The 23,051-nt window shown below is 30.6% G+C and carries 21 protein-coding genes; 8 read left to right on the forward strand and 13 right to left on the reverse strand.

The genetic code is table 11. From position 1 onward, the window contains the following. Window positions 1-55: 55 nt before the first annotated feature. The 6 genes from RR409_RS01165 to RR409_RS01190 all read right to left on the reverse strand — a co-directional run bounded on the left by RR409_RS01165 (window position 56) and on the right by RR409_RS01190 (window position 4,847). Window positions 56-1,915 carry an LTA synthase family protein gene (locus RR409_RS01165; RefSeq protein ID WP_332555881.1) on the reverse strand — a complete coding sequence of 620 codons (1,860 nt, stop codon included), beginning with the start codon at window positions 1,913-1,915 and terminating at the stop codon, window positions 56-58. Between the two features lie 231 nt (window positions 1,916-2,146). Continuing rightward, window positions 2,147-2,662, reverse strand: coding sequence for a phosphatase PAP2 family protein (locus RR409_RS01170; protein ID WP_332555882.1), 516 nt, complete (start codon window positions 2,660-2,662; stop codon window positions 2,147-2,149). A 215-nt stretch (window positions 2,663-2,877) separates the two neighbouring features. Further along, the gene (locus RR409_RS01175; RefSeq protein ID WP_332555883.1) at window positions 2,878-3,453 is read right to left on the reverse strand and encodes a manganese catalase family protein; all 576 of its coding nucleotides are present in this window, start codon (window positions 3,451-3,453) and stop codon (window positions 2,878-2,880) included. Between the two features lie 12 nt (window positions 3,454-3,465). After that, the gene (locus tag RR409_RS01180; RefSeq protein ID WP_332555884.1) at window positions 3,466-3,723 is read right to left on the reverse strand and encodes a spore coat protein CotJB; all 258 of its coding nucleotides are present in this window, start codon (window positions 3,721-3,723) and stop codon (window positions 3,466-3,468) included. 3 nt (window positions 3,724-3,726) lie between these two features. Further along, complete coding sequence (locus RR409_RS01185; RefSeq protein ID WP_332555885.1) at window positions 3,727-3,915, reverse strand: spore coat associated protein CotJA; 189 nt, start codon at window positions 3,913-3,915, stop codon at window positions 3,727-3,729. Between the two features lie 350 nt (window positions 3,916-4,265). Further along, entirely contained in the window at window positions 4,266-4,847 is a 582-nt protein-coding gene (locus RR409_RS01190) for an HDIG domain-containing metalloprotein (RefSeq protein WP_332555886.1), read from the reverse strand. A gap of 394 nt (window positions 4,848-5,241) precedes the next feature. On the opposite strand from RR409_RS01190, the gene RR409_RS01195 reads away from it, so the two are divergent. Continuing rightward, window positions 5,242-6,786, forward strand: a complete 1,545-nt coding sequence (locus RR409_RS01195) for a M4 family metallopeptidase (protein ID WP_332555887.1) — start codon at window positions 5,242-5,244, stop codon at window positions 6,784-6,786. Between the two features lie 95 nt (window positions 6,787-6,881). Here the strand turns inward: RR409_RS01195 and RR409_RS01200 are convergent, their stop codons facing one another. Beyond that, the gene (locus RR409_RS01200; RefSeq protein WP_332555888.1) at window positions 6,882-7,868 is read right to left on the reverse strand and encodes an HD domain-containing phosphohydrolase; all 987 of its coding nucleotides are present in this window, start codon (window positions 7,866-7,868) and stop codon (window positions 6,882-6,884) included. Window positions 7,869-8,039: 171 nt separating this feature from the next. On the opposite strand from RR409_RS01200, the gene RR409_RS01205 reads away from it, so the two are divergent. The 3 genes from RR409_RS01205 to RR409_RS01215 all read left to right on the forward strand — a co-directional run bounded on the left by RR409_RS01205 (window position 8,040) and on the right by RR409_RS01215 (window position 10,395). After that, a complete protein-coding gene (locus RR409_RS01205; RefSeq protein ID WP_332555889.1) occupies window positions 8,040-9,029 on the forward strand; it encodes a D-cysteine desulfhydrase family protein in 990 nt (329 codons plus the stop codon). Between the two features lie 104 nt (window positions 9,030-9,133). Next, on the forward strand, window positions 9,134-9,847 hold the full coding sequence (locus RR409_RS01210; RefSeq protein ID WP_332555890.1) for a lysophospholipid acyltransferase family protein: 714 nt from the start codon (window positions 9,134-9,136) through the stop codon (window positions 9,845-9,847). A 158-nt stretch (window positions 9,848-10,005) separates the two neighbouring features. After that, window positions 10,006-10,395 carry a bacteriohemerythrin gene (locus RR409_RS01215; RefSeq protein WP_332555891.1) on the forward strand — a complete coding sequence of 130 codons (390 nt, stop codon included), beginning with the start codon at window positions 10,006-10,008 and terminating at the stop codon, window positions 10,393-10,395. A 130-nt stretch (window positions 10,396-10,525) separates the two neighbouring features. Here RR409_RS01215 and RR409_RS01220 read toward each other — a convergent pair whose 3' ends face one another. Continuing rightward, window positions 10,526-11,485 (reverse strand): iron-siderophore ABC transporter substrate-binding protein, encoded by a 960-nt coding sequence (locus RR409_RS01220; protein WP_332555892.1) that lies wholly within the window; start codon window positions 11,483-11,485, stop codon window positions 10,526-10,528. Between the two features lie 422 nt (window positions 11,486-11,907). Between RR409_RS01220 and RR409_RS01225 the strand changes: the two genes are divergently transcribed. Genes RR409_RS01225 through RR409_RS01235 form a run of 3 tightly spaced genes read left to right on the forward strand, consistent with a single transcriptional unit; the run spans window position 11,908 to window position 14,768 of the window. Continuing rightward, on the forward strand, window positions 11,908-12,930 hold the full coding sequence (locus RR409_RS01225; protein WP_332555893.1) for an iron ABC transporter permease: 1,023 nt from the start codon (window positions 11,908-11,910) through the stop codon (window positions 12,928-12,930). Continuing rightward, window positions 12,930-13,994 (forward strand): iron ABC transporter permease, encoded by a 1,065-nt coding sequence (locus tag RR409_RS01230; protein ID WP_332555894.1) that lies wholly within the window; start codon window positions 12,930-12,932, stop codon window positions 13,992-13,994. Before RR409_RS01225 ends, RR409_RS01230 begins: the two co-directional genes overlap by 1 nt. Further along, window positions 13,995-14,768 carry an ABC transporter ATP-binding protein gene (locus RR409_RS01235; protein WP_332555895.1) on the forward strand — a complete coding sequence of 258 codons (774 nt, stop codon included), beginning with the start codon at window positions 13,995-13,997 and terminating at the stop codon, window positions 14,766-14,768. It begins immediately after the preceding gene. A gap of 126 nt (window positions 14,769-14,894) precedes the next feature. On the opposite strand, the gene RR409_RS01240 is transcribed toward RR409_RS01235, so the two are convergent. The 3 genes from RR409_RS01240 to RR409_RS01250 all read right to left on the reverse strand — a co-directional run bounded on the left by RR409_RS01240 (window position 14,895) and on the right by RR409_RS01250 (window position 16,301). Beyond that, complete coding sequence (locus RR409_RS01240; RefSeq protein ID WP_332555896.1) at window positions 14,895-15,155, reverse strand: hypothetical protein; 261 nt, start codon at window positions 15,153-15,155, stop codon at window positions 14,895-14,897. Between the two features lie 260 nt (window positions 15,156-15,415). Further along, entirely contained in the window at window positions 15,416-15,811 is a 396-nt protein-coding gene (locus RR409_RS01245) for a hypothetical protein (protein ID WP_332555897.1), read from the reverse strand. Between the two features lie 130 nt (window positions 15,812-15,941). After that, window positions 15,942-16,301, reverse strand: a complete 360-nt coding sequence (locus RR409_RS01250; protein WP_332555898.1) for a DUF2089 domain-containing protein — start codon at window positions 16,299-16,301, stop codon at window positions 15,942-15,944. Window positions 16,302-16,681: 380 nt separating this feature from the next. On the opposite strand from RR409_RS01250, the gene nifJ reads away from it, so the two are divergent. After that, window positions 16,682-20,206: a pyruvate:ferredoxin (flavodoxin) oxidoreductase gene (gene nifJ, locus RR409_RS01255; protein WP_332555899.1), complete on the forward strand. Its 3,525-nt coding sequence runs from the start codon at window positions 16,682-16,684 to the stop codon at window positions 20,204-20,206. Between the two features lie 222 nt (window positions 20,207-20,428). On the opposite strand, the gene RR409_RS01260 is transcribed toward nifJ, so the two are convergent. Both RR409_RS01260 and RR409_RS01265 read right to left on the reverse strand, forming a co-directional pair. Then, complete coding sequence (locus RR409_RS01260; RefSeq protein ID WP_332555900.1) at window positions 20,429-20,596, reverse strand: DUF3787 domain-containing protein; 168 nt, start codon at window positions 20,594-20,596, stop codon at window positions 20,429-20,431. A 289-nt stretch (window positions 20,597-20,885) separates the two neighbouring features. Beyond that, the gene (locus RR409_RS01265; RefSeq protein WP_332555901.1) at window positions 20,886-22,643 is read right to left on the reverse strand and encodes a helicase-related protein; all 1,758 of its coding nucleotides are present in this window, start codon (window positions 22,641-22,643) and stop codon (window positions 20,886-20,888) included. Window positions 22,644-23,051: the final 408 nt, after the last annotated feature.

Below are 23,051 nucleotides of genomic sequence, written 5' to 3' on the forward strand. Positions count from 1 at the left end.
TCATTAATAAATTCACCGTAGGAAATTCTTTAAATAGTTTTTTAAAAGTTAATTTTTATTTTTTAAAATAGTTGCTTCTAATAATTTTATCTGACAAAAGCAAATGCTCTTTATAAATTCTCTTCTCTTCCTCTGTAAGATTTCCCTTAACTTGAAAATTAGATAGCAACACAAAATCCTTCCTTGTATTCAATAAGTTTCTTCCCATGGCGGTTTTATATGAATTTTTATCGGCACCCATAAGATAAGATAGAGTTGGAACTAAATCAACTGGTCCACCATGAATATCAATAATTTCTGAAGTGGAATTTTTATTATAAATTAAAAGTGGCACCTTGTTGTTATTATTCATCCACCATTTTTCTTTTTCATTAATATCTTTAATTTTATCTCCAAAATACTTATGAACTCCTGTATGGTCCCCATATAACACCACCACTGTGTTATCTAATAAACCGTCCTTTTCTAATTTCTCTAAGAACATACCAATCTGCTTATCAGTATAATGAATAGCTTGGAAATACTTCCCCATTTCACTTTTATTAAGTTCTTCCTTAAGACTTAAGTATTGATATTTCTCCGGTAAATCAAAAGGGGTATGACTAGTTATGGTTACAGCTAACCCATAAAAAGGTTGTTTTTGTTCCTCAATGATTTTAAAGGTTTGCTTAAAATACTCTTCATCACTAATACCTAATCCAATTTTTTCTGTAACATTTAAATTTTCTTCAAAGTAGAGTTTATCAAACTCAAGTGATGTAAGCGCTGGCTCATAATTCCAATACCAAGCAGTGTCAGGATGTACAATATATGTATTGTATCCTAAACTTTTCATTACATTAGGCAAGGAATGAGGATAATAATTATTTGGATACCTATAAAAGGTAGCACCTTCCCTAACTGGATAAACTGAACCATTAACTAACAAATCACAATCTGAACTATTTCCATTCCAAACCTGTTCATAAAAATTACTAAAATATATAGAGTTGCTAAGTAATTTATTAATATTGGGTGTAACTTCCTGCCCATTAACCTTTTCATTAAGTATAAAACTTTCTAAGGATTCCACTTGAATCAAAAGAAGATTCTTCCCTTTAAATTTACCCATATATTGATTTTCTGGTAATACTTCTTCCTTTAGCCTATAGAACTCTTCAATTTCCTTAATTTCATTGCTACTCAATTTGTATGGCCTCTTGTTAGTAAAATAGCTATATCCTTCAAATATATGGTACCCTATGGGTCCTAGAGATAACATTTTATCATTTGGCATATTAAAATTAGAAAAACTATCTTGAGCAAATATTTCTATAGCATTTTTCTCATGATTTAATTCTCCATAGCGAAATGTTAAATATACTAAACTAAAAAGAGCTAAACATATAAAAGTAGTAATGCTTTTGTTTTTATTTATATATGACCTATGATTTCTACTTATTATTAAAGGTAACATGATAATGTCCAAAATGAATAGAACATCTATTGGTCTGAATAACGCCAGAATTGATCCACCCAAATCTTCTGTCATTGAAATTTGATCTAAAAGATAAAAATTCAGGTAACTTGAAAACCCTCTGTAATAGCAAAGATCAGAAATTATCATTGCAGTAAATAAAATATCAAAAATTACTAATACTGCTGTATGTTTTTTTTCTTTAAATAAATAACTCGTTGACAATATCACCAAAGCAAAGCAAGTATATGGTAACAAAAGGGATATAGAGTTCTTAAGTGCCTTTAATTCCACTACTGATGCACCTGGAGATTGTATTAGTGCAGTAACTATGATGCTCTTCAATAAAAATATAATCAAAATAAATAGAAATAGCTTATTTGCATTGAAAATATATAATACATTCCTTTTGTATTTATAAGGAAATGTATTTGTTTTTTTTATCTCCAATTCTATCATATACTACCTCCTAATATTAAAACTATATATATATTTCTTTCTAATTAGTAATTTCCCTCTTCCTTTTTTATATTACATAAAAAAGAATTAACTTTTATTTACTTTTACTTATTATAAAAAATCCCTGTAGCTATTCTTATCTACAGGGATTTTGTTGTGTTATAAATATTTAATTAAATTTCTAGGCACTACTTTAAGTTCCTTACATTTATAAGAAAAATATTAATTTTCTTATATCACTAAAAACATACAATAAGAGCTAAAAGACCCAAGAAACATTCCCGCTATTACATCTGAAGGATAATGTACCCCTAAATATACACGCGAAAGCCCAACTGATAATGCCAATATTCCTGAAACAATTGCTAAACTTGTAAAACAAAGAGCTATACTTATTCCAATTGAAAAGGCTGCTGTGGTATGCCCTGATGGGAATGAGTAATCATCTACTCCAATTTTCTTTATGTTTAGCTGTGGAAAATTTATGTAAGGTCTTATTCTATTAATAAATCTTTTTATAAAGTGTGCTATAAAAGAAGAAGTTAGGATAGAAAGCGATGTTAAAATCCCTAACTGCTTAATATTTTTATCAGTGGATAATAAAGTAACTAAGCAAAATAATGCAGTAAAAGTAACAGAACCTAAGTAAGTAACTATTGGCATTATTATATCTAAAACTTTGCATCTTATTGAATCATTTATCCAATGGAGTAAAAATACATCTCCATTTTTTAATCTATCTATCATCAAATTTCCTCCTAGGTTAGTGTTTATTTATATTATATAAAATTTCCACCCATATTTAAAGTTAATTTATAAATAAAGAATTTAAAATTTAATTTATTCCCTATATTATTCCAAATTAAACCTGAATTTTAAAATTAAATTCTTTGTAGAAACTTAATAAAGGCTAGAAGCATCCCCTCTAGCCTTATATGAAAATTCAATTATAGAGTTTTATTTTAGTATACTCTTTTTTTATTCATGAAGTTGTCTTGAACATCAACTAAAGCTTCTCCAAATCTTTGGAAGTGAACAACTTCTCTTTCTCTTAAGAATCTTAATACATCTTTAACATCACAGTCATCAGTTAATTTTATTAGATGCTCGTATACAGTTCTTGCTTTTTGTTCAGCAGCCATATCTTCAGTTAAATCTGTTACAGGATCTGCAGTTGCTTGAACATAAGCAGCTGTCCAAGGTACTCCATTTGCATCGGCGGGGTAAATTGCCTTCCCATGTTCAGTATAAGCTGCTCCAAGTCCAGCTTCTCTTAATTCTTCAGGAGTTGCGTCCTTAGTTAGCTGGTAAATCATTGAAGCTATAATTTCAACGTGTGCTAATTCTTCAGTACCTATGTCTGTCAATAATGCCTTTGATTTTCCTGTAGGCATTGTATATCTTTGACTTAAATATCTAATGGAAGCACTCAATTCCCCGTCAGGGCCACCGTATTGAGCAAACAAGTATTTTGCCATATTTATATCTTTACTTTTAATCATTACAGGGTATTCTAATTTCTTTTCATATATCCACATAGTCGCTACCTCCTAACATTTGCCTTCCCATGGCCATGGGTCATTTACATAGTTCCAATCTCCACAAACCTCACCATAAGCAAAGTTAGCTAGGGTACCATATTGCATTTCATATTCTTTTTTAAGCGCTTGATAAATTTCTTGTACCTTTTGATAATCTCTTAATGCTTTTTTATTGCATGGAAAATTATCCAAATATAAATTTATTTCTACAGCATAAAAGCCGTACTGTTGTAATAAAGTCATTAGTTCATTTTTACTTTTCGCCATGGTTTATTCCTCCCTTTTGTGTTTGTAGTCAGTTATATCACTGTAGTAAGGTAATTTTAAATCTTCAAAAATTGTACCTTTCCAAAGTGCCTTGTCTACTGGATATAAATTTTCATATTCTTGGGGAAGAACTACTGCTCTAGCGTATCCTATTTGTCCTAAACATTTCTTTAGTTCATAACCTGTTTCCACTTAAATCACCTCATAAAATTTGTTTCTTAATGTAGATAAAAAAATTTTTCTTAAATAATTTAAACTTTCTTATCTTTTTAAGTAATAGTTATTTTTAAAGATATTGGTATTTCTCAATTCTTTAGTGCCTAATAATATATTATTCAAAACAATATTTGTGGTGATTATAAAATTAATATTTTAATTTCATTCTTAAATATTTTTCCGACCGTTTGTAATGTTAGATTTTATCTCCAATAAAAATTAATTTCTTTTAACAAATACTCTAGTTTAAAACAAGTGCTATTTCAAAATCCTTCAAAGAGTTATAATTAATCGGTAATTAAAAATGTGCATAAAAAAGGAAAGCCTTATAGCTCTCCTTTTAATCCTATTTCTTCTGCAACTTTTTGCATTCCCTTAATAGTTTCATTTATTATATAATCAAGATCCATGCCTAACATTGAGGCACCACCTTCGATAATGCTTCTATCCACTCCAGCAGCAAATTTTTTATCTTTCCACTTTTTCTTTACTGACTTAAGCTCTAAATCTAATATACTTTTACTTGGTCTCATTATTGCTGTTGCAGAAATTAACCCTGTAATTTCGTCAATGGTGTAAAGCACCTTTTCCATTCTCTCAATAGGTTCAACATCGCAGCAAATCTTGTAGCCATGGCTTTGAACAGCATGTATATAATCTTCAGGCCAGTTTCTTTCTCTCAATATCTCCCCAGCTTTAACGCAGTGTTCCTCTGGATACATTTCGTAATCAATATCGTGTATAAGACCTATAACTCCCCATTTATCAACATTGTTTTCTCCTAAAAGTTCTGCATAATGTCTCATAACTGCTTCTACAGATAACCCATGCTTAGTTAAACTTTCGCTCTTATTGTATTCCTTAAATAGACTAAGAGCTTCCTCTCTTGTTGGTATGTAATTTGCCATAATATCCCCACTTTCTACATAAATGTTTAATTTAAACTTTAAATTATTAAATATACAATAACCTCTTATATAATAGCAGAATAATTTCGAATAATAAGTCCTTGCCAATTGACTTTGAATAAATACAACTGATAGCTCTTTTATTAGTTAGATTATTAACCAAAAATATACTTTTTTAATCAATAACCTTACATGATTATCCTTACATTAGCCTTAACTTTATACCCTATAATCACATAAATATATTACCTAATATTATACCATATTGAAAAACTAATTGAAAACATGGATACAAATTGACACAATTTTATTCATAATTTTGTTGCATTTCTAGAATAATTATTAAATCTCCGAATATATTGTAATACCAATAATTTTTATAAGGAGATACGCTATGAAAAAAATACTTGCACTTGTGACTTCCGCAGTTCTTACTTCATCTTTATTCGTTACATCCCCTGTAACAGCTAAAATTAAAGATCATGACTTTAAGATTGATAATTTTGGTAAGTACTCAACTGATCTTCAAGGTGTTACAGAGTTTTTTAAAAACCATCAAGACAAATTTGGAGTGGAGAATGCAAAGGATGAGTTTTCTACCAAGAGCAATAAGAAGGATAACTTAGGTTATACACATATTAAATTACAACAAACCGTTAAAGGAACTCCTGTGTTTGGACATGAGTATATAGTACATTTTAATGATAAAGGTGAGGTTTACTCAGTAAATGGAAACTATAATGCTAAAGCAAAAGAATTTAAGAAATCAGGAAATTATATTACACCTGGAGAAGCTGAAAACAAAGCATTTAGTTCAGTAAATTATGATCCAAGTAGCTTAGATTCAGATTTCCCTAACAATGGAAAGGCTAAGCTGTATTTATATAAATTAAATAATGAATTTATTCCTGTTTATTTAGTTCAGCTCAACTATCTACTTCCTGAACCTGGCAACTGGAATATTTTCGTAAATGCTTACACTGGTGAAATAGTAAACAAATATAATAAAGCTGCAAATGTAGCTGCAACTGGCAGTGGTAAAGGTGTTCTTGGTGATACGAAGACTCTTAATTTGGACCTAGTTTCAAGCAGAAAAGGCACCTCTTACAATTTAACAGATTTAACTAGAGGTGCTGTTATTTCTACTTATACTTCCAATTATGGCTCCAGAATTCCTGGAACATTAATTTCTTCTTCCTCAACTACTATAAATGACCCGGCAGCAGTAGATGCACATTATTATGCAGGAGTTGTTTATGATTATTATAAAGAAAAATTTAATAGAAATAGTATAAATGGCTCTGGAATGGCAATAAAATCAAGTGTTCATTATTTAAGAAACTATGTTAATGCAGGATGGACAGGTACACAAATGGTTTATGGTGACGGCAATGGTGTTGATTCTTTGGCACTATCTGGTGGCTTAGATGTTATAGCTCATGAAATCACTCATGGTGTAGATCAATACGAAGCAGATTTGGTATACCAAGATCAACCAGGTGCTTTAAATGAATCTATGTCAGATGCCTTCGGTGTATTCGTAGAATATTATGCTCAAAATAGCAAATTTGATTGGTTAATGGGAGAAGATATCTGGACCCCTGGTATTCAAAATGATGCTTTAAGAGATATCTCTGATCCTACAAAGTATGGCGACCCTGCCCATATGAATAATTATGTTAATACAACTCAAGATTATGGTGGAGTTCATACTAATAGTGGAATACCAAATAAGGCTTGCTATTTGATAACAAATAATCTTGGTGTTGCTAAAGCTGAACAAATATATTATAGAGCTCTAACTGTATATATGACAGCTTATACTGATTTTTCAGATGCAAGAGCTTGTCTTGCACAAGCTGCTGCAGATCTATATGGTTCAAGCAGTGCTGAAGTAACAGCAGTTCATAATGCCTTTAGCTCAGTGGGAGTAAATTAAGATAAAAAAATTAGCAAGGTCTTCCTTGCTAATTTTTTTGTTCAAGTATAAAATCATAATATTTTTACTTAGATAAAATTTATAACTATATTTTTTTATAAAACTACTTCTTCAACAAATAAGGTTAAATTATCCTTATGGTTTAAATCTATGTATTCTCTTTTGCCATCTACCTCTACCATTATAATCGGTCTAACTGGAAAGTTTCTATTTTGAAGAATTACAGTACCTATTTTCCCATTATTTAATTTCACATCTAATCCTACTGGATATAAATATATGGATTTATTAAAGCATTTGTAAATATCTTCATCATACTTTCTTAATGTTTCTGCCTGTACCTTCTCCATGGCCTGATGTAACATCAAACCTTCCTTATTGATGGCATTTAAATACCCATCACATATACTCACTATTTTAGCAAACTCATGAATTCTATTTCCCTTAACCCCTTCTGGATATCCTGTACCGTTAACATTCTCGTGGTGTAGCAATACACCTATGTAAGAGGAAGTGTCAAACATGTAATTTTTCTTTAGCAGGTTGTATCCTTCAAGAGAATGCTCTTTTCCTTGAGAAAACAACTTTCCTATATCATGAAGCAATGCGCTAACCCCTAAATTAAACACCTTTTTATAATTATATCCATAATTAACTCCTATTTTTATAGAAAGTATTGCCACATCTATACAATGACTACACAAACTAGTGATGTCGTCGGTTTGCCCTAAGCTATTAATGAATAGGGCATTTTCTGACATATCAATACCCTCTATGATTTCTTCGATTATTTCCTTTATAATCTTGTCATTTATTTTCTTAGTAGCCTTTATATATGTAAATTCTTGCTTTAAATCTTTTATCATTCGGAGCTTTATTTTTGAATCCAATATTTCCTTAAGAACTATTTCATCTATACCATCATTGGTGTAAACGAGATTTATTTGCATATTTTGAATTGCTTTAATGTATTTTTCAGTAAGTTTTATTCCACTATTTAGATACATTATCCCACTATCAGTGTATATGGGAAATGCTAATTCTTTTCCTATTATTTTATTGCTCAGTATCGATAATTTCATTTCAAGCCTCCAAAAAAGTGTTAAGAATCTTAATTCTGTTAACTATTATATCATAAATTTAAGATATTTTTTATTCTAAATTATAAAATTTTAAAGGTGTTTATGGATAATACTACCATGTTAAGTTATAATGAGTTATACAAAGTTTTTGCAAGATTGGGGAGATAATTTATGTATAATATTCCTGAAAAAATCAATATAGCTAATTTACCTACCAAAATAGAAAAATTAGAAAGATTAACTCAAGAACTTGGTGGTGCTACTATTTTCATAAAAAGAGATGATGAAACTGGTACAGAAGTTTCTGGTAATAAAATAAGGAAACTCGAATTTTCTGTAAAAGAAGCTATAGATAAGGGTTGTGATCTATTGATAACCTGCGGTGGTTTACAGTCCAATCATTGTAGAGCAACTGCAGCTATTGCTGCAAAACTTGGAATTAAGTCATCTTTAGTTTTAAGGGGTTCTATGGATGATAACTATGATGGTAACTTATTTTTAAACAGGCTTCTTGGTGCAGATATAAAATATATTACACCTGAAGAATACAAATATAAAAGAATAGCAATAATGGAAGATCTAAAATCAGAATATGAAGCTAAGGGATTTAAACCTTATATCATTCCTGAGGGAGCTTCAAATGGTATTGGCACTTTTGGTTACTTAAATGCCATGAAAGAAATTATTAGCCAAGAAAAAGAGCTTGGTATCCATTTTGATAAAATAGTTATCGCTGTAGGTTCAGGCGGAACCCATGCTGGTCTCTTGCTTGGCTCAAAACTATTAAATCATAACTGTGAAATTTATGGTATAAATGTTTGTGATGATGAAGACTACTTTAAGGATAGAATTTATCATATTTTAAATGAGAGTATGGATTACCTTAATGTTAACCTAGGCTTCTCCAAAGAAGAAATTAATATAATTCATGGTTACGTTGGTAGAGGTTATGCTTTAAGTAGCCCTGAAAATCTAGAATTTATTCTTCACCTTGCAAAGCTTGAAGGTGTAATTTTAGATCCAGTTTACACTAGTAAAGCTATGTATGGTCTAGCAGAAGAAATAAAAAAAGGAACCTTTAATAAAGAAGAAAATATCCTCTTTATTCATACTGGAGGTCTCTTCGGATTATATCCACAGCGAGACTTATTTACATTTTAATATAATTGCATAAATTTATATGCTATAATTGCACATTGGGGAATGCCAATTTTCCAACAAATTTCATTCAAAACTGAACTGTTAATATTAATGGAGGTAATCACATGTTAAGAACAATAATATGGTATACAACTTTCGCTACTAGCTTAATTGGAAAAATACCGCAAATGTATACCGTGAAATCCTTAGAGAAAAAAGGTCAAATTATTGAAAGAGATGAATATATAGATAAAGTTTCTTCAAAATGGGCACTTAATAGAGTTAAGTTAAGTGGTGCAAAAGTAAAAGTTTTTGGACAAGAAAACATTCCTAGTGATAAACCTGTAGTTTTTATAAGTAATCATCAAGGAAACTTTGATATCGCATTATTTATGAGTCACATCAACAAACCAAAAGGATATATAGCTAAAATTGAAATGAACAAACTTCCAGTTATTCGAAATTGGATGAAATACATGAATTGTGTATTTATGGATAGAAGCAATATAAGAAAATCAGCTGAAGCTATTGTGGAGGGAGTAAATATTATAAAAAAAGGATACTCTCTTGTAATTTTTCCAGAAGGAACTAGAAGTAAGGGTGATAAAATAGGAGAGTTTAAAGCTGGTAGTTTTAAATTAGCTACAAAATCAAAAGCTCCAATTATACCAGTAACCATAAAAGGTTCCTATAAACTTATGGAGGCAAATGGAAGTAAAATTAAGCCTGCTGAGGTTGAAATATACATTCACCCTCCTATTGACACTGCTGGTCTTTCTAAAGATGAGCTTGAATCTCTTCCTGAAAAAGTAAAAGCCATTATACAAAATAAACTTTAATATATAAATTGATTTCAATTTGAATATTGAACCTATCCTTTAAAATATTCTTCCTAACCATATAAATTGCATACTGACAATTATGTATAATACTGATATAATTTATATCTATCGAGGAATATTTTAGAATAATTTTAAAGTACTTGGGGGGATTTACAATGTTTGAATGGAAAGATGAATACGAAACAGGTGTACCACACATAGATGAACAACATAAAAGACTATTTGAGATTGGAAATGACGCTTATGAATTATTAAGCAATCGTTTTGTTATTGACAAGTATGATAAGGTGGTAGCAATTCTTGATGAGCTAAAAGACTATGCTATTTATCATTTTAAGTTTGAAGAAGATTATATGCTTGGAATTGGGTATAAGAAATTCCTATCTCATAAGATTGAACATGATGACTTTATAAGAAAAATTAATGATGTTGACTACAGTCTTATAGATGAAGGTCAAAATGAATATATTTTAGAATTACTTCAGTTTGTTCACAAATGGATTTGTGAGCATATATTAGTTAAAGACCAAAGTTATGTAATGTAGAAAAAGAGTATGGCTAGAAAGCCATACTCTTTTATTGATTTAAGAAAAATTTGATTATGTCATACAAGTTTTAAGTTACCTATATGATTTGTTTCCACTAATATTATTGACTTTTTAAATCATAACTATACTAAAACTTGCCTTCTTTTAGCAACTTTTCAATATCATCTAACATAAGGTTTGCAGCTTTTACTCCCCCTGCAGTGTTCCAAATTGCATCATCTACTTTGAAAATCTTATTATTTTTTGATACTTCTAAAGTTTTAAATAATGAATCTTCAATCCATTCTTTTTCTCTAGCATTTCCTTGTCCGTCGCCAGTTTCATATGTAAAGTAAAACATTACATCCCCATCTGCTTCTTTGATTCTTTCTTTTCCAATTTCAAGAGTGAAATCTGTACTTTGTTGAGTCTCTGGTCTTGCAAAGCCTAACTGTTTAAGTATTGTACCGGAGAAGGTATCGCCAAGATATATTCTTGTCTTACCTGGCATAAATCTCACAATAGAAACCTTTGTATTTAGTTTATCTCCAGCTTCTTTAGAAATTTTTGCAACTCTATTATCAAATTCAGTTATTATATCCTTAGCTTCTTTTTCTTTTTTTAATACTTTACCGTAGAATTCAAAATTATTTTTCCATTCTCCTCTTAAAGTATCTGAGTATACCGTTGGAGCAATTTGAGAAAGTTGATCATAAATCTTTTCATGCCTCATTTTATTTCCTATGATTAAGTCTGGATTTAAGGAAGCAATAGCTTCAATATTAACTTGGCTTTCTTCTCCTAAGTTTTGAACTCCTTCCATGTCCTTTTCTATATGCTTATACCAAGGACTGCCTGTCCAAGATTTTACTGCACCTACTGGCTTAACCCCTAATTCTAGAAGAGCTTCTGTACCTTCATTGGTTAAAATAACTATATTTTTGGGTTCACCTTTAATCTCTGTCTGCCCCATTGCGTGTTCAATAACTCTCGCTTCTGTATTGCTTGTAGAAGCTGCTTTATCTGAAGAAGCTACACCTGAGCATGCCGTTAATCCCATTGTTAATATTAGCAAAGACGCTACTTTTGAAAACTTATCTTTTAACATTTTAACACTCCTTAATATGTATAAATTATATTTCTTTATGACTTTTATGTACTGAGAGTATATTATCATATATTGTTTCTAATTGCAACTGATTATCAACCGCATTTAATACTAAATTTCATTTTCATTGACAATAAAGACAGGTGTTATTATACTTAAATCATAAAGTTATAATGAAAATAACGTATTTTTACATAAGTAGGTCTCTAGATATTTTTCAATCAATAATAGAAATTGCTGCTTAAGTTCCTAGTTCTTGTCAAAAAGATTCCAATTTTATAGACTCTCTAGCCATGTTAAATATGAAATGTATTCTATAATTTTGATTTTCGTAGAAGCAATTCTCTCCTTCTAAAGCTACTAAATAAAATCTATTTTGTAACTAATAATTTGTATTTGTTTAAAGAAAGGACGTAACTCACGTGAAAGAATTTGTGTCTAAGGTGAAAGTAGATAGTAATAAATCAAAATTTATTTTGCTCATAATTTTAATATTTGTATTAATGCTTTCCTTTACTGGAAGTATGCTACTAGGATATATAAAAACAAATTTTAATGATTTGTTTAACTCATTTAAAAATTTTACTGGAACTACAGAAGAAATTGTGATTCAAAGTTCTAGACTTCCAAGAGCTTTAACTGCATTATTCATTGGAGGAAGTTTAGGTGTTTCTGGAGTTTTAATGCAGAGCTTAACTAAAAATCCCATGGCCTCTCCTGGACTTTTAGGAGTAAATTCAGGAGCTGCTTTTTTCATGGTGTTTACTTATAGCTTTTTCCCTAATTTAGGAGTTGGTTACGGAATAATCTTTTCTTTTATAGGAGCTACCATAGCAGTAGTCCTTGTTTATGCCTTAGCTGGCGGTTTAAAAGGTAATATTCAAACTTTTGATTTAACTCTAGCTGGTGCTGCAATATCAGCATTTTTCATGTCATTAACTCAAACTATTCTCTATAAAGATCAAAAAACTATGGAAGAAATTATGTATTGGCTAACGGGTACTGTAGAAGGTCGAAGCATGGATATATTATTTAAGGTAATACCTTTTATATTGGTGGCTCTTATTTTTACTTTTTTCATTTCTAAAAAGTTAAATCTATTTTCTTTAGGAGAAGAAATAGCAAAAGGTCTTGGAGTAAAAACCGAGGTATTAAAATTGCAAATGATATTATTAGTGGTTATTTTAGCTGGTGCTTCGGTAGCAGTTGCTGGTCCAATTTCCCTTGTAGGACTTATAGTTCCTCATATAGTTAAGGGTATAGTAGGGTCTGAATATAAATGGGTAATTCCCTATAGTATTGTAATTGGAGCTATTTTACTTCTTTCTTCAGATATTTTAGCCAGATTTCTAATCTATCCAAAGGAAGTACCAGTAGGTGCCGTTACAGCCATAATCGGAACACCCGTTTTCATTTATTTAGCTAGAAAGGCGGAAAATAAGTAATGAATAAGTTTTTTGTGCTAAGGAAAGGTAATCTTTCATTAATATATGAAAAAAAGAGTTTCAAAATATTATTGATAACTCTACTTATAGCTGTGTTTTCTATATTTCTAAGCTTAAGTATAGGACAAAACATAATACCAATAGATAGAATAATTAAAGTTCTATTTGGGTCAAAAGGCGGAGATGCTCTTATAATTAATACAATTAGGCTGCCAAGGACATTGGTGTCCTTTCTCGTAGGTGCTTCCTTAGGCCTTTCAGGTGCTATCCTTCAAGGTGTAGTTAAAAATCCTCTTGCAGCTCCAAATATTATGGGAATTACAGATGGTGGTTCTGTAGGTGCACTACTTTTTCTTACACTATTTACAGATCCAAAGAATAACTCTCTTACCACCAGCGTTTTCTTTATGCCTATATTTGCTTTTGCAGGTGCATTTTTAGCTGTATTTTTAATCTATATATTAGCATTTAAAAAAGGAGTAACACCTTTTAGATTAATACTTATTGGTATAGCAATTTCAGGTTTTGCCAAGGCTTTAACCTCTATACTAATAATTAATGGTCCTGTAGTTTTCATTAAAGAAGCTCAGCTTTGGCTAACAGGAACCGTATATGGTACTAATTGGACTCATGTTAAGTTGTTATTCATTTGGTTTTTACTATTATTTATTATTACTATACTGCTTACTAGAGAATTAAACATGCAAAACTTAGATGATACTCTGTCACTTGGATTAGGTTCTAGTACAGAAAAAAATAGATTTTTATTAATGATAATTAGTGCAGCTCTGGCTAGTGGTGCTGTAGCTGTTGGTGGCGGGATAACCTTTGTAGGACTTATTGCTCCCCACATATGTAGAAAGTTAACTAATTCTTCCTTTGAAAATGTAATTCCTTTATCAACTTTAATTGGAGGAATAATTGTTGTTCTATCAGATATAGCTGCTAGAACCTTATTCTTCCCACTGGATTTGCCTGTTGGAATATTCACTGCTGGAATAGGTTCTCCATTTTTCATCTACTTACTTATTAAGAATCAAAAGACTATGAAAAGAGGGATATAAATGAAATTATCTACTGAAAAACTAACCCTAGGATATGGGGATAATATAGTTTTAAAAGATATAAATGTTACTATACCCAAAAATAAAATAACTATCTTAGTTGGAAGCAATGGTTGTGGAAAATCTACTCTTTTAAAAACCATGTCTAGGCTTTTAAAACCTATAAGTGGACAAGTACTTCTTGGAGATAGCAATGTTTTTTCTCAACCTAACAAGGAAATAGCAAAAAAACTATCTATTCTTACACAAAGTCCCTCTGCTCCATCAGACTTAACAGTTTTTAACTTAGTAAAGCAAGGAAGATATCCCTACCAAAGCTGGTTTAGTCAATGGACTAAAAAAGATGAAAGAATTGTAAGTTATGCTCTAGAAAAAACAGGTTTAACCGAAATAAAGGATAAGAAACTTTCTGACTTGTCTGGTGGACAAAGACAAAGAGTATGGATTGCCATGACTCTAGCTCAAGAAACAGCTATTATTCTCTTAGATGAACCAACCAATCACTTAGATTTAAAATATAAAATTGAAGTTCTAGATTTATTAAAAGATTTAAATAGAAAAGAAAACAGAACTATCGTTATTGTATTACACGATATAAATCTTGCTTGCAGATATGCAGATCATATTATAGCCGTTAAAGATGGAAAGGTCTATGCTGAAGGCATCCCTGAGGAAATTATAGATGAACAACTTATTAAGAATGTTTTCGATATAAATTCAAAAATAATTCAATGCCCTGTATTTGCAACTCCTATGTGCATAACTTTTCAGTAATATCAACCTACAAAAAGACTGAGATCAAATTGCGTGCTACACAATTTGCCCTACAGTCTTTTATTTCACCATATGAAATAAATACTTACTAATCTTTTTCAATATTTCTAACTAACTATACCTATTCTACACGGTAATTTTAATAACTTCCCCATCTTTGGTTTGTATATCAACAAGATCTAGTCCTTTATAAGTTTCGCTTAAATCCTTTAGTGCTCTAATTATTACCTTTTCATCTATTATATCTAAATATTTTCTTGTTTCCTCATCTATATGATGACTTCTTTTAACTCCCCACATACCTACTCTTACTCCAAAACGGGCTAAGGACATAGGCAAATATATTCTAAAATTTCTACCTTCTTTGCTTTTTATACGAATCTTCATAATCCCACCTCTAGGTAATTACAATTCCTTATTCAAAACATTTACCCTAATAAGCTATTCAATAACTAAGTAAAAATAATTCTAGTGTAAATTTCAACATAATGAATCTCAAAAACATATTCTTATTAAATTTATCCATAGAGTGTGTTTTTTCTTGATACAAGACTCCTGTACATCTTTAACCTGTATCTTAAATTTTATACCTTATATTACTTTATTATTAAATTACTATGGATACTCTTGTAAATATCTTGTCTAAATTACCTAATCTCAACTATAACCTTGTCTCCATCATGAGTTTCTACATCTACTATTTTCCCTGTAATGTCATTCATTATTGCTTCTTTAATTATTTCCATATCTATGCTGGATTCCAATCCTTCAGCCTTAATTGGAAGTTTTCCTGTAGCACTTAAAATATTTTTTACAAAATTCATAGGGACATTTACTTTAACTTTGTCTCCATCATGAGAATCTACTAACACGTAAAGCATTTTTTCATTATTAACATAACTGCTTTCATCCTTGTATCTTTGCATTATAACTTTTTCTTCATTTGGTTTTTCTCCTAAAGCTTCAATAAGCTTTGATCCACTTTCAGCATCGATTTTTCCTTCTTCTATCATTTTTAGAATTCTTAATACATCTTCTTTCATTTTTACGACCCCCAATTAATTTTATTTAAGTTAATTCTATTAATGGACTTTCATGGTAGTTATGTTCCACTTTTAATTGTTTATCGGTGAAAATTAGGTGGTACCTACCTTGCAAAAGTATCACTAAATACTATTTTTTTAATAACTTCATTGCCTCATCAGCAGTGATTTCACCTTTTTCTAACATATCAAGGACTTCAGTATTATCTTTTGTTTTTGCTTCTTCACTTCTAAGACCAAGTGCTAAAATTACCTCATCTAACTTCGCTCTAACTGTTGGATATGATATTCCAAGCTCTTTTTCTACATCTTTAATGTTGCCTCTACATCTTAAAAATGTCTCTACAAAACCTAAATGTTCATTGGACAAGGCGTCAAACTTTGAAAACTCAAATTCATTCTCTATCACAGTGTTGCATCTTTTGCATCTCAGTTTTGTAATTTTAAGTTTATCATTGCATACTGGACATTTGCTTAATACTTTATACATAACTTTTAACACCCCTTTAATTACATTATATTCCTTGATATTTATTTTGTAAATATATAAATTGAATTATTTTATATATTTTTTATTTTTTATTTAATTATTGAATTTTATTATTAATTTTATTGATTTACTCCTTGAAATTGTTTAATTATAAACTAAAATACTTTTTAAATGAGATTCTTAAAAAGCATCACCACAATTGAAGCGATAATTTCTTTTACATGGATTTAACTAGAAAATCTATTAAGTTTTGATTTTTTTATATTTTTAAGTAGAGAAAGATTAAATTTACAAAATTTAATGTATTTAGTTTGCTTTACTAGTAAATAATAGGATGGATAATATTACTTGTAAATTATTATAGAGGAGGATATTTACATATGGCAAAAATTATGAAAACCATGGATGGAAATCAAGCTGCTGCTGAGGCATCTTATGCCTTTACAGAGGTAGCTGCAATCTATCCAATTACCCCATCTACTCCTATGGCGGAACTCACAGATGATTGGGCTGCCCATGGAAGAAAAAATATGTTTGGTCAAGAAGTTCAGGTAGTTGAAATGCAATCTGAAGCTGGTGCATCCGGTGCTGTTCACGGTTCACTTGCTGGTGGTGCTCTTACTACTACCTATACTGCATCTCAAGGATTATTATTAATGATTCCTAATCTCTATAAAATGGCAGGAGAGCTTTTACCTGGAGTATTACACGTAAGTGCTCGTGCAGTTGCTGCTCATGCTCTTTCAATTTTTGGAGATCATCAAGACGTAATGGCTACAAGACAAACTGGTGTGGCTCTTTTAGCTGCGTCAAACGTTCAGGAAGTAATGGATTTAGCTAATGTGGCTCACCTTTCTGCAATAAAATCTAGAATCCCATTCATACACTTCTTCGATGGTTTTAGAACCTCTCATGAAGTTCAAAAAATCGAAGTTGTAAATCCTGAAGATGTCGTTAAACTTGTAGATCAAGATGCAATAAAAGCTTTTAGAAAAAGAGCTTTAAATCCTGAACACCCAACTCTTAGAGGTACAGCCCAAAACCCTGATATTTACTTCCAAGGCAGAGAGGCATCAAACAAATTCTATCAAGCGGTGCCTGACATTGTAGAAAATTATATGCGTGAAATAGAAAAAATCACAGGAAGAGCATATCATCCATTTGATTATTACGGTGACCCAAGTGCTGAAAATATCATCATTGCCATGGGTTCTGTTTGCGACACTATAGAAGAAACTATAGATTACTTAATGAAACAAGGTGAAAAGGTAGGACTTATTAAAGTTCATTTATACCGTCCTTTCTGTGCCAACTATTTCTTAGATGTACTTCCTAAAACTGTTAAGAAAATTGCAGTATTAGATCGTACTAAAGAGCCTGGTGCATTAGGGGAACCATTATATCTTGATATTTGCAATATCTTCTATAATGCTACAGAAAAACCTGTAATAGTTGGTGGTAGGTATGGATTAGGTTCAAAAGATACAAGACCAGCTCAAATTCTAGCAGTGTACAACAATCTAAAAGGTAGTAAACCTAAGGATGGTTTTACAATCGGTATAGTTGATGATGTTACAAATACTTCACTACCTGAAGAAGATCCAATTGAAACTTCTGCAGAAGGAACTATAAACTGTAAATTCTGGGGCTTAGGTTCAGATGGAACAGTTGGTGCAAATAAATCAGCAATTAAAATTATAGGAGATAATACTGATCTTTATGCTCAAGCTTATTTCTCTTATGATAGTAAAAAATCTGGTGGAAGTACAGTATCTCACTTAAGATTTGGTAAAAAACCAATTAAATCACCATACTTAGTTTACAAAGCTGATTACATAGCTTGTCATAATCCTTCTTATGTATATAGTTTTGATTTATTAAAAGGATTAAAGAAAAACGGTGTATTCGTTCTTAACTGTGGTTGGAGTGACGATGAATTGGAAACAAAATTACCTGCATCCTTAAGAAGATACATTGCACAAAATAATATAAACTTCTACACCATAGATGCCATATCCATTGCTGGAAAAATTGGCTTAGGTGGAAGAATTAATATGATAATGCAATCTGCATTCTTTAAATTGGCTAATGTTATACCTGTAGAACAAGCCTTAGATTTATTAAAAACCTCAGTTGAAAAGACCTATGGTAAAAAAGGCGAAAAAATTGTTAATATGAATAAAGAAGCCATTGATCAAGGTGTAAATGCATTACATAAAGTAAATATACCTTCAGCATGGGCTGATGCAAAAGAAGAAAATATAGCAATTAAGGAAGAACCTGATTTTGTGAAAAATATACAAAGACCAATGGAAAGACATGAGGGTGATGAACTTCCTGTTAGTGCCTTTAATGGAATGGAAGATGGAACTTTCCCAATGGGAACTACATCTTATGAAAAACGTGGAATAGCTGTAACAGTTCCTCAATGGCAAATTGATAAATGTATTCAATGTAATCAATGTTCTTTAGTTTGTCCTCATGCTGTTATTAGAGCACTTCTTCTAGATGATAATGAAAAAGAAAATGCACCTGAAACCTTTAATACTAAAAAACCTTTAGGTAAAGGTCTTGAAAATCTTCACTATAGAATTCAAATTAGTCCTCTAGATTGTACTGGATGCGGAAACTGCGCTGATATTTGTCCTGCTCCTGGTAAGGCCCTAATTATGAATTCAGCAGAAGAAGAAATTAAAGCTGAAAAAGAAAACTGGGAATATTGTACTACAGTAAAAACTAGAGATGATTTAATGGATAAGAAAATGTTAAAAGGAAGCCAGTTTGTAAAACCTCTTATGGAATTTAGTGGCGCTTGTCCTGGTTGTGGAGAAACACCATATGTTAAACTTCTAACTCAATTGTTTGGTGATAGAATGATGATAGCTAATGCAACAGGCTGTTCATCAATTTGGGGTGGAAGTGCTCCATCAGTTCCTTACTCTACCAATGCTTGTGGTAAAGGACCTTCTTGGGGTAATTCACTCTTTGAGGATAATGCTGAGTATGGTTATGGAATGTATTTGGCTGTAAAACAATTGAGAGAAAAACTTGCACAATTAATAAAAGAAGCATTAAATAATCCTACAACCCCTAAACTTAAAGAAGCCTTCGAAGAATGGTTAGCTGGAATGAATGATGGCGATGCCTCTAAAGCGGCTACTGCAAAGATTCGAGAAGCTATGAAAGAAGTAGATTATGAAAGTGATCCAATTCTTAAAGAAATCATGGAGAAGGAAGATCATCTTGTTAAGAAATCTCATTGGATGATTGGCGGAGATGGATGGGCTTATGACATTGGCTTCTCAGGTCTTGACCAAGTAATATCCTCTGGAGATGATGTTAATATTTTTGTAATGGATACTGAAATATACTCAAATACTGGTGGTCAATCTTCAAAAGCTACCCCAACTGCAGCAGTTGCTAAATTTGCAGCATCAGGTAAGAAGATCAGAAAGAAAGATCTTGGACTAATGGCTATGAGTTATGGCTATGTATATGTAGCTCAAATCGCCATGGGAGCAAATATGAATCATACTTTAAAGGTTCTTGCAGAAGCAGAAGCTTATAAGGGACCATCTCTTATTATTGCTTATGCTCCTTGTATAAGCCATGGTATTAAATCTGGTATGGGAACAACTATTGCACAGGAGAAAAAAGCTGTTGAATCAGGTTATTGGCATCTATATAGATACAATCCAATGTTAAAAGAAGAAGGAAAGAATCCATTTGTTTTAGATTCTAAGGAACCATCAAAATCCTTTAAAGAATTTATTTTAAGTGAAATTCGTTACACTACACTTGCAACTGTATTCCCTGATATTGCAGAACAACTTTATGATGTAGCTGAAAAGCATGCTCGTGATAGATACGAAACCTACAGAAGATTAGCTGATATACAATACTAAAATAAAATGAAGGAGTTTGATATAAAATCAAGCTCCTTTTTCCATGGAGATCATTTTCTATAAAAAAAAACAAATTAACTCTAATTTTCTAGTAATTAAACCTCAATTACCGTATTTCCTAAGCTAAAAGCATAAAGAGGCTATGTGATAAAATATTTTTTGAAATATTTTTATCATAGCCTCTTTTCTTATTACTTATATTTTATATGATTTACTATCTAACTATTTTTGATTGGCATCTACCCAATCTTTGGCATTTCTTGTTTCTATTTCATTAGGTAAATTGACCTTTGTCCTTGGTTGTAACCTTTCTCTATTAAATATTGGTGCTGTTGCATAACTTTCAATTGGTGTATCCATGTGCTGTTCCTTATATCTGTTTTCTGCCATAATAAATCCCTCCTATTTTCTACTTTTTTAAACTTGTGAATATATGAGTAGGTATCTAAAAGCTTTTGACCTTCTCTATATTAGTGTCTACAATTAATGAAAATCTATAAGAGGAAATTTACTTTTTAATTTCAAATGTTTATCAGAAATAAGGGCTATCAAAACAAATATTATGCTTTTCTCACTATTTTAAAGTTTTAGTAGAATATTAATTAATAAACTATTTCACTGAATCAAACTTATAATTTCTAACTACATCATATATTTCTCTAACGAAAGTACTTAGATTTTAAATATCTAATAATATCTTATTTATATCTTCGCTAACCTTTATTCTTTCTTCTTGAACCCATTGTTCATCATATTCTAGACCAAAAATCTTACAGAATGAATAATATAAATTTATCTTTTGGTAGTACATCTCCAATTCATAGAGTTCCGGTATCATACAAGTGGGCTTAGAAATTATTTCTCTTTTTCCTATAAAGAGCTCGTCAACATAAATTAAAAAAGCTTCCATAATTTTAGGATTAGTTACGTCAAATGGAATTCTTATTAACTTCCATTGTATACTTTCATGAAGCTTATACCCTTTAAGGTTATCCAAAATAATTAGATATTCATTGATATCCATTTTTCTATAAAAAGGCATTTTCTCTTCTCTTGTGCTCCAAAGTGCAAGTTTTTCTCTCAAAGAAAGACTTTTTACTTTTAAAATTGCTTCACTTGGTCCAATAACAGCTTCTTCCACTTCCCTATCTAGTGATCCTAACATTTCTTCTAAAAAATCCTGATTCCCGCTTATTGAGGCAACATAACCTACTTCATATATGCCCTTTCTACCAGCTCTACCCGCAATTTGCTTAACTTCATGAGAGTTTAAATACCTAAATTCACTGCCGTCAAATTTCTTTACATCCATAAATACAATTCTTTTAATAGGTAGATTTACTCCCATACCGATGGCATCAGTACATATAAGTATCTTTGTTTCTTTATTAATAAATTGCTCATATTGTTTCTTTCTAACCTCTGGTGGTAAATCACCATAGATTAGGCTAGCTTTAATTCCCATATCTGCAAACTGATAAGCTAATTCTAAAACTCTCTTTTTCGAAAAAGCAACTAATGCATCACCTTCATCAATGGTTTTGTATGAAAAGCTTTCTTCTTGTAACTGAAGTGGTATTTCTCTTTTATACTCCTTCAGTGAATATTCTTCCTCACAATCCTCTATTATCTTTATAATAATATTTTTTGCATTTAATGATCCACAGATGTGCACTTCTTTACTTTTTACTCCTAATAATGCTCTAGTCCAACCTGCTCCTCTTTGATCATCATCAATCATTTGAACTTCATCTATAATTGCGACTTCATATTCTTCTTCTATATCTAATTTTTCAATGGTACAAGAAATATGAGTTGCTCCTTCTACTATTATTTCTTCCTCTCCTGTTAAAAGACTACACTTTATTCCTTCTCCATTTAATCTTTCATAGTTTTCTAAAGCTAATATCCTCAGAGGAGAAAGATATATACCCTTGTTACTACTTTTTAGCCTTTGCATTGCATTATAGGTCTTTCCAGTATTTGTCTCACCTAGGTGAAGATAAAACTCCCTTTTAATCCTTCTTGTTTCTCTATATTCATCCTTTGGATTTTTGGGGAATACTCTATCAAACTCTTTTGAAATTAATCTAGGTATATGATTAGAGATAAGCACACTTATAATTCCTGACTTTAAATAACCTTCATAGTTATCCTCTACTATTTCCTTAAAACTAAATTTAGTCTCATTTTTATTGTTATAATCTTTTACAAGCCTTTCTGATATATAATCTAAAATTTCTAAGTAGCTATAATATACAGTATTATAATCTTTAAGTCCTAGATTCTCATATTCCTTTAATTGCTTAAGCTTCTTTCTTACAGAGGCTTCATGTTCCCATAATGAATTAACCTTTGTATTTTTAACTATTTCATTTATTTGATGAGTTTGATTTTTCAGCTTTCTAAAATTTCTTTCAATAACTCCTCTTTTCATATTAAGTCTCCTTTACTAAGGTTATATACCTTATTACATTGGCTTATACGATAAACTCTTAATAAAAATATTTTAAACATAAAACAACCATGAAATCATTACATTTACCTATAGTTTTCAGCTTATTCCACTAAATTATAAGCGCTAAATGAAATTTCATAATATAAGTGTAATTCACTATTTTAACTGAAATTTTATAATAATTATTTCATATAAATTACTATTTCTCATGTCATATTATTGCTTGTTTAAATATAATGTTTACTGAATTTTAATACTATATAACAATGTAACTACTAATACCATTATATGCACTTTAATTCCTAGCAAAAAAATGATAACATTGTATATTATAATATTAAGATATAATGATGCAAATCTTAGTAGGTGTTTCACTTAACCTTAGGA

The sequence above is a fragment of the Clostridium sp. genome (assembly GCF_036642255.1).
Taxonomy (GTDB): Bacteria; Bacillota; Clostridia; order Clostridiales; family Clostridiaceae; genus Clostridium_J.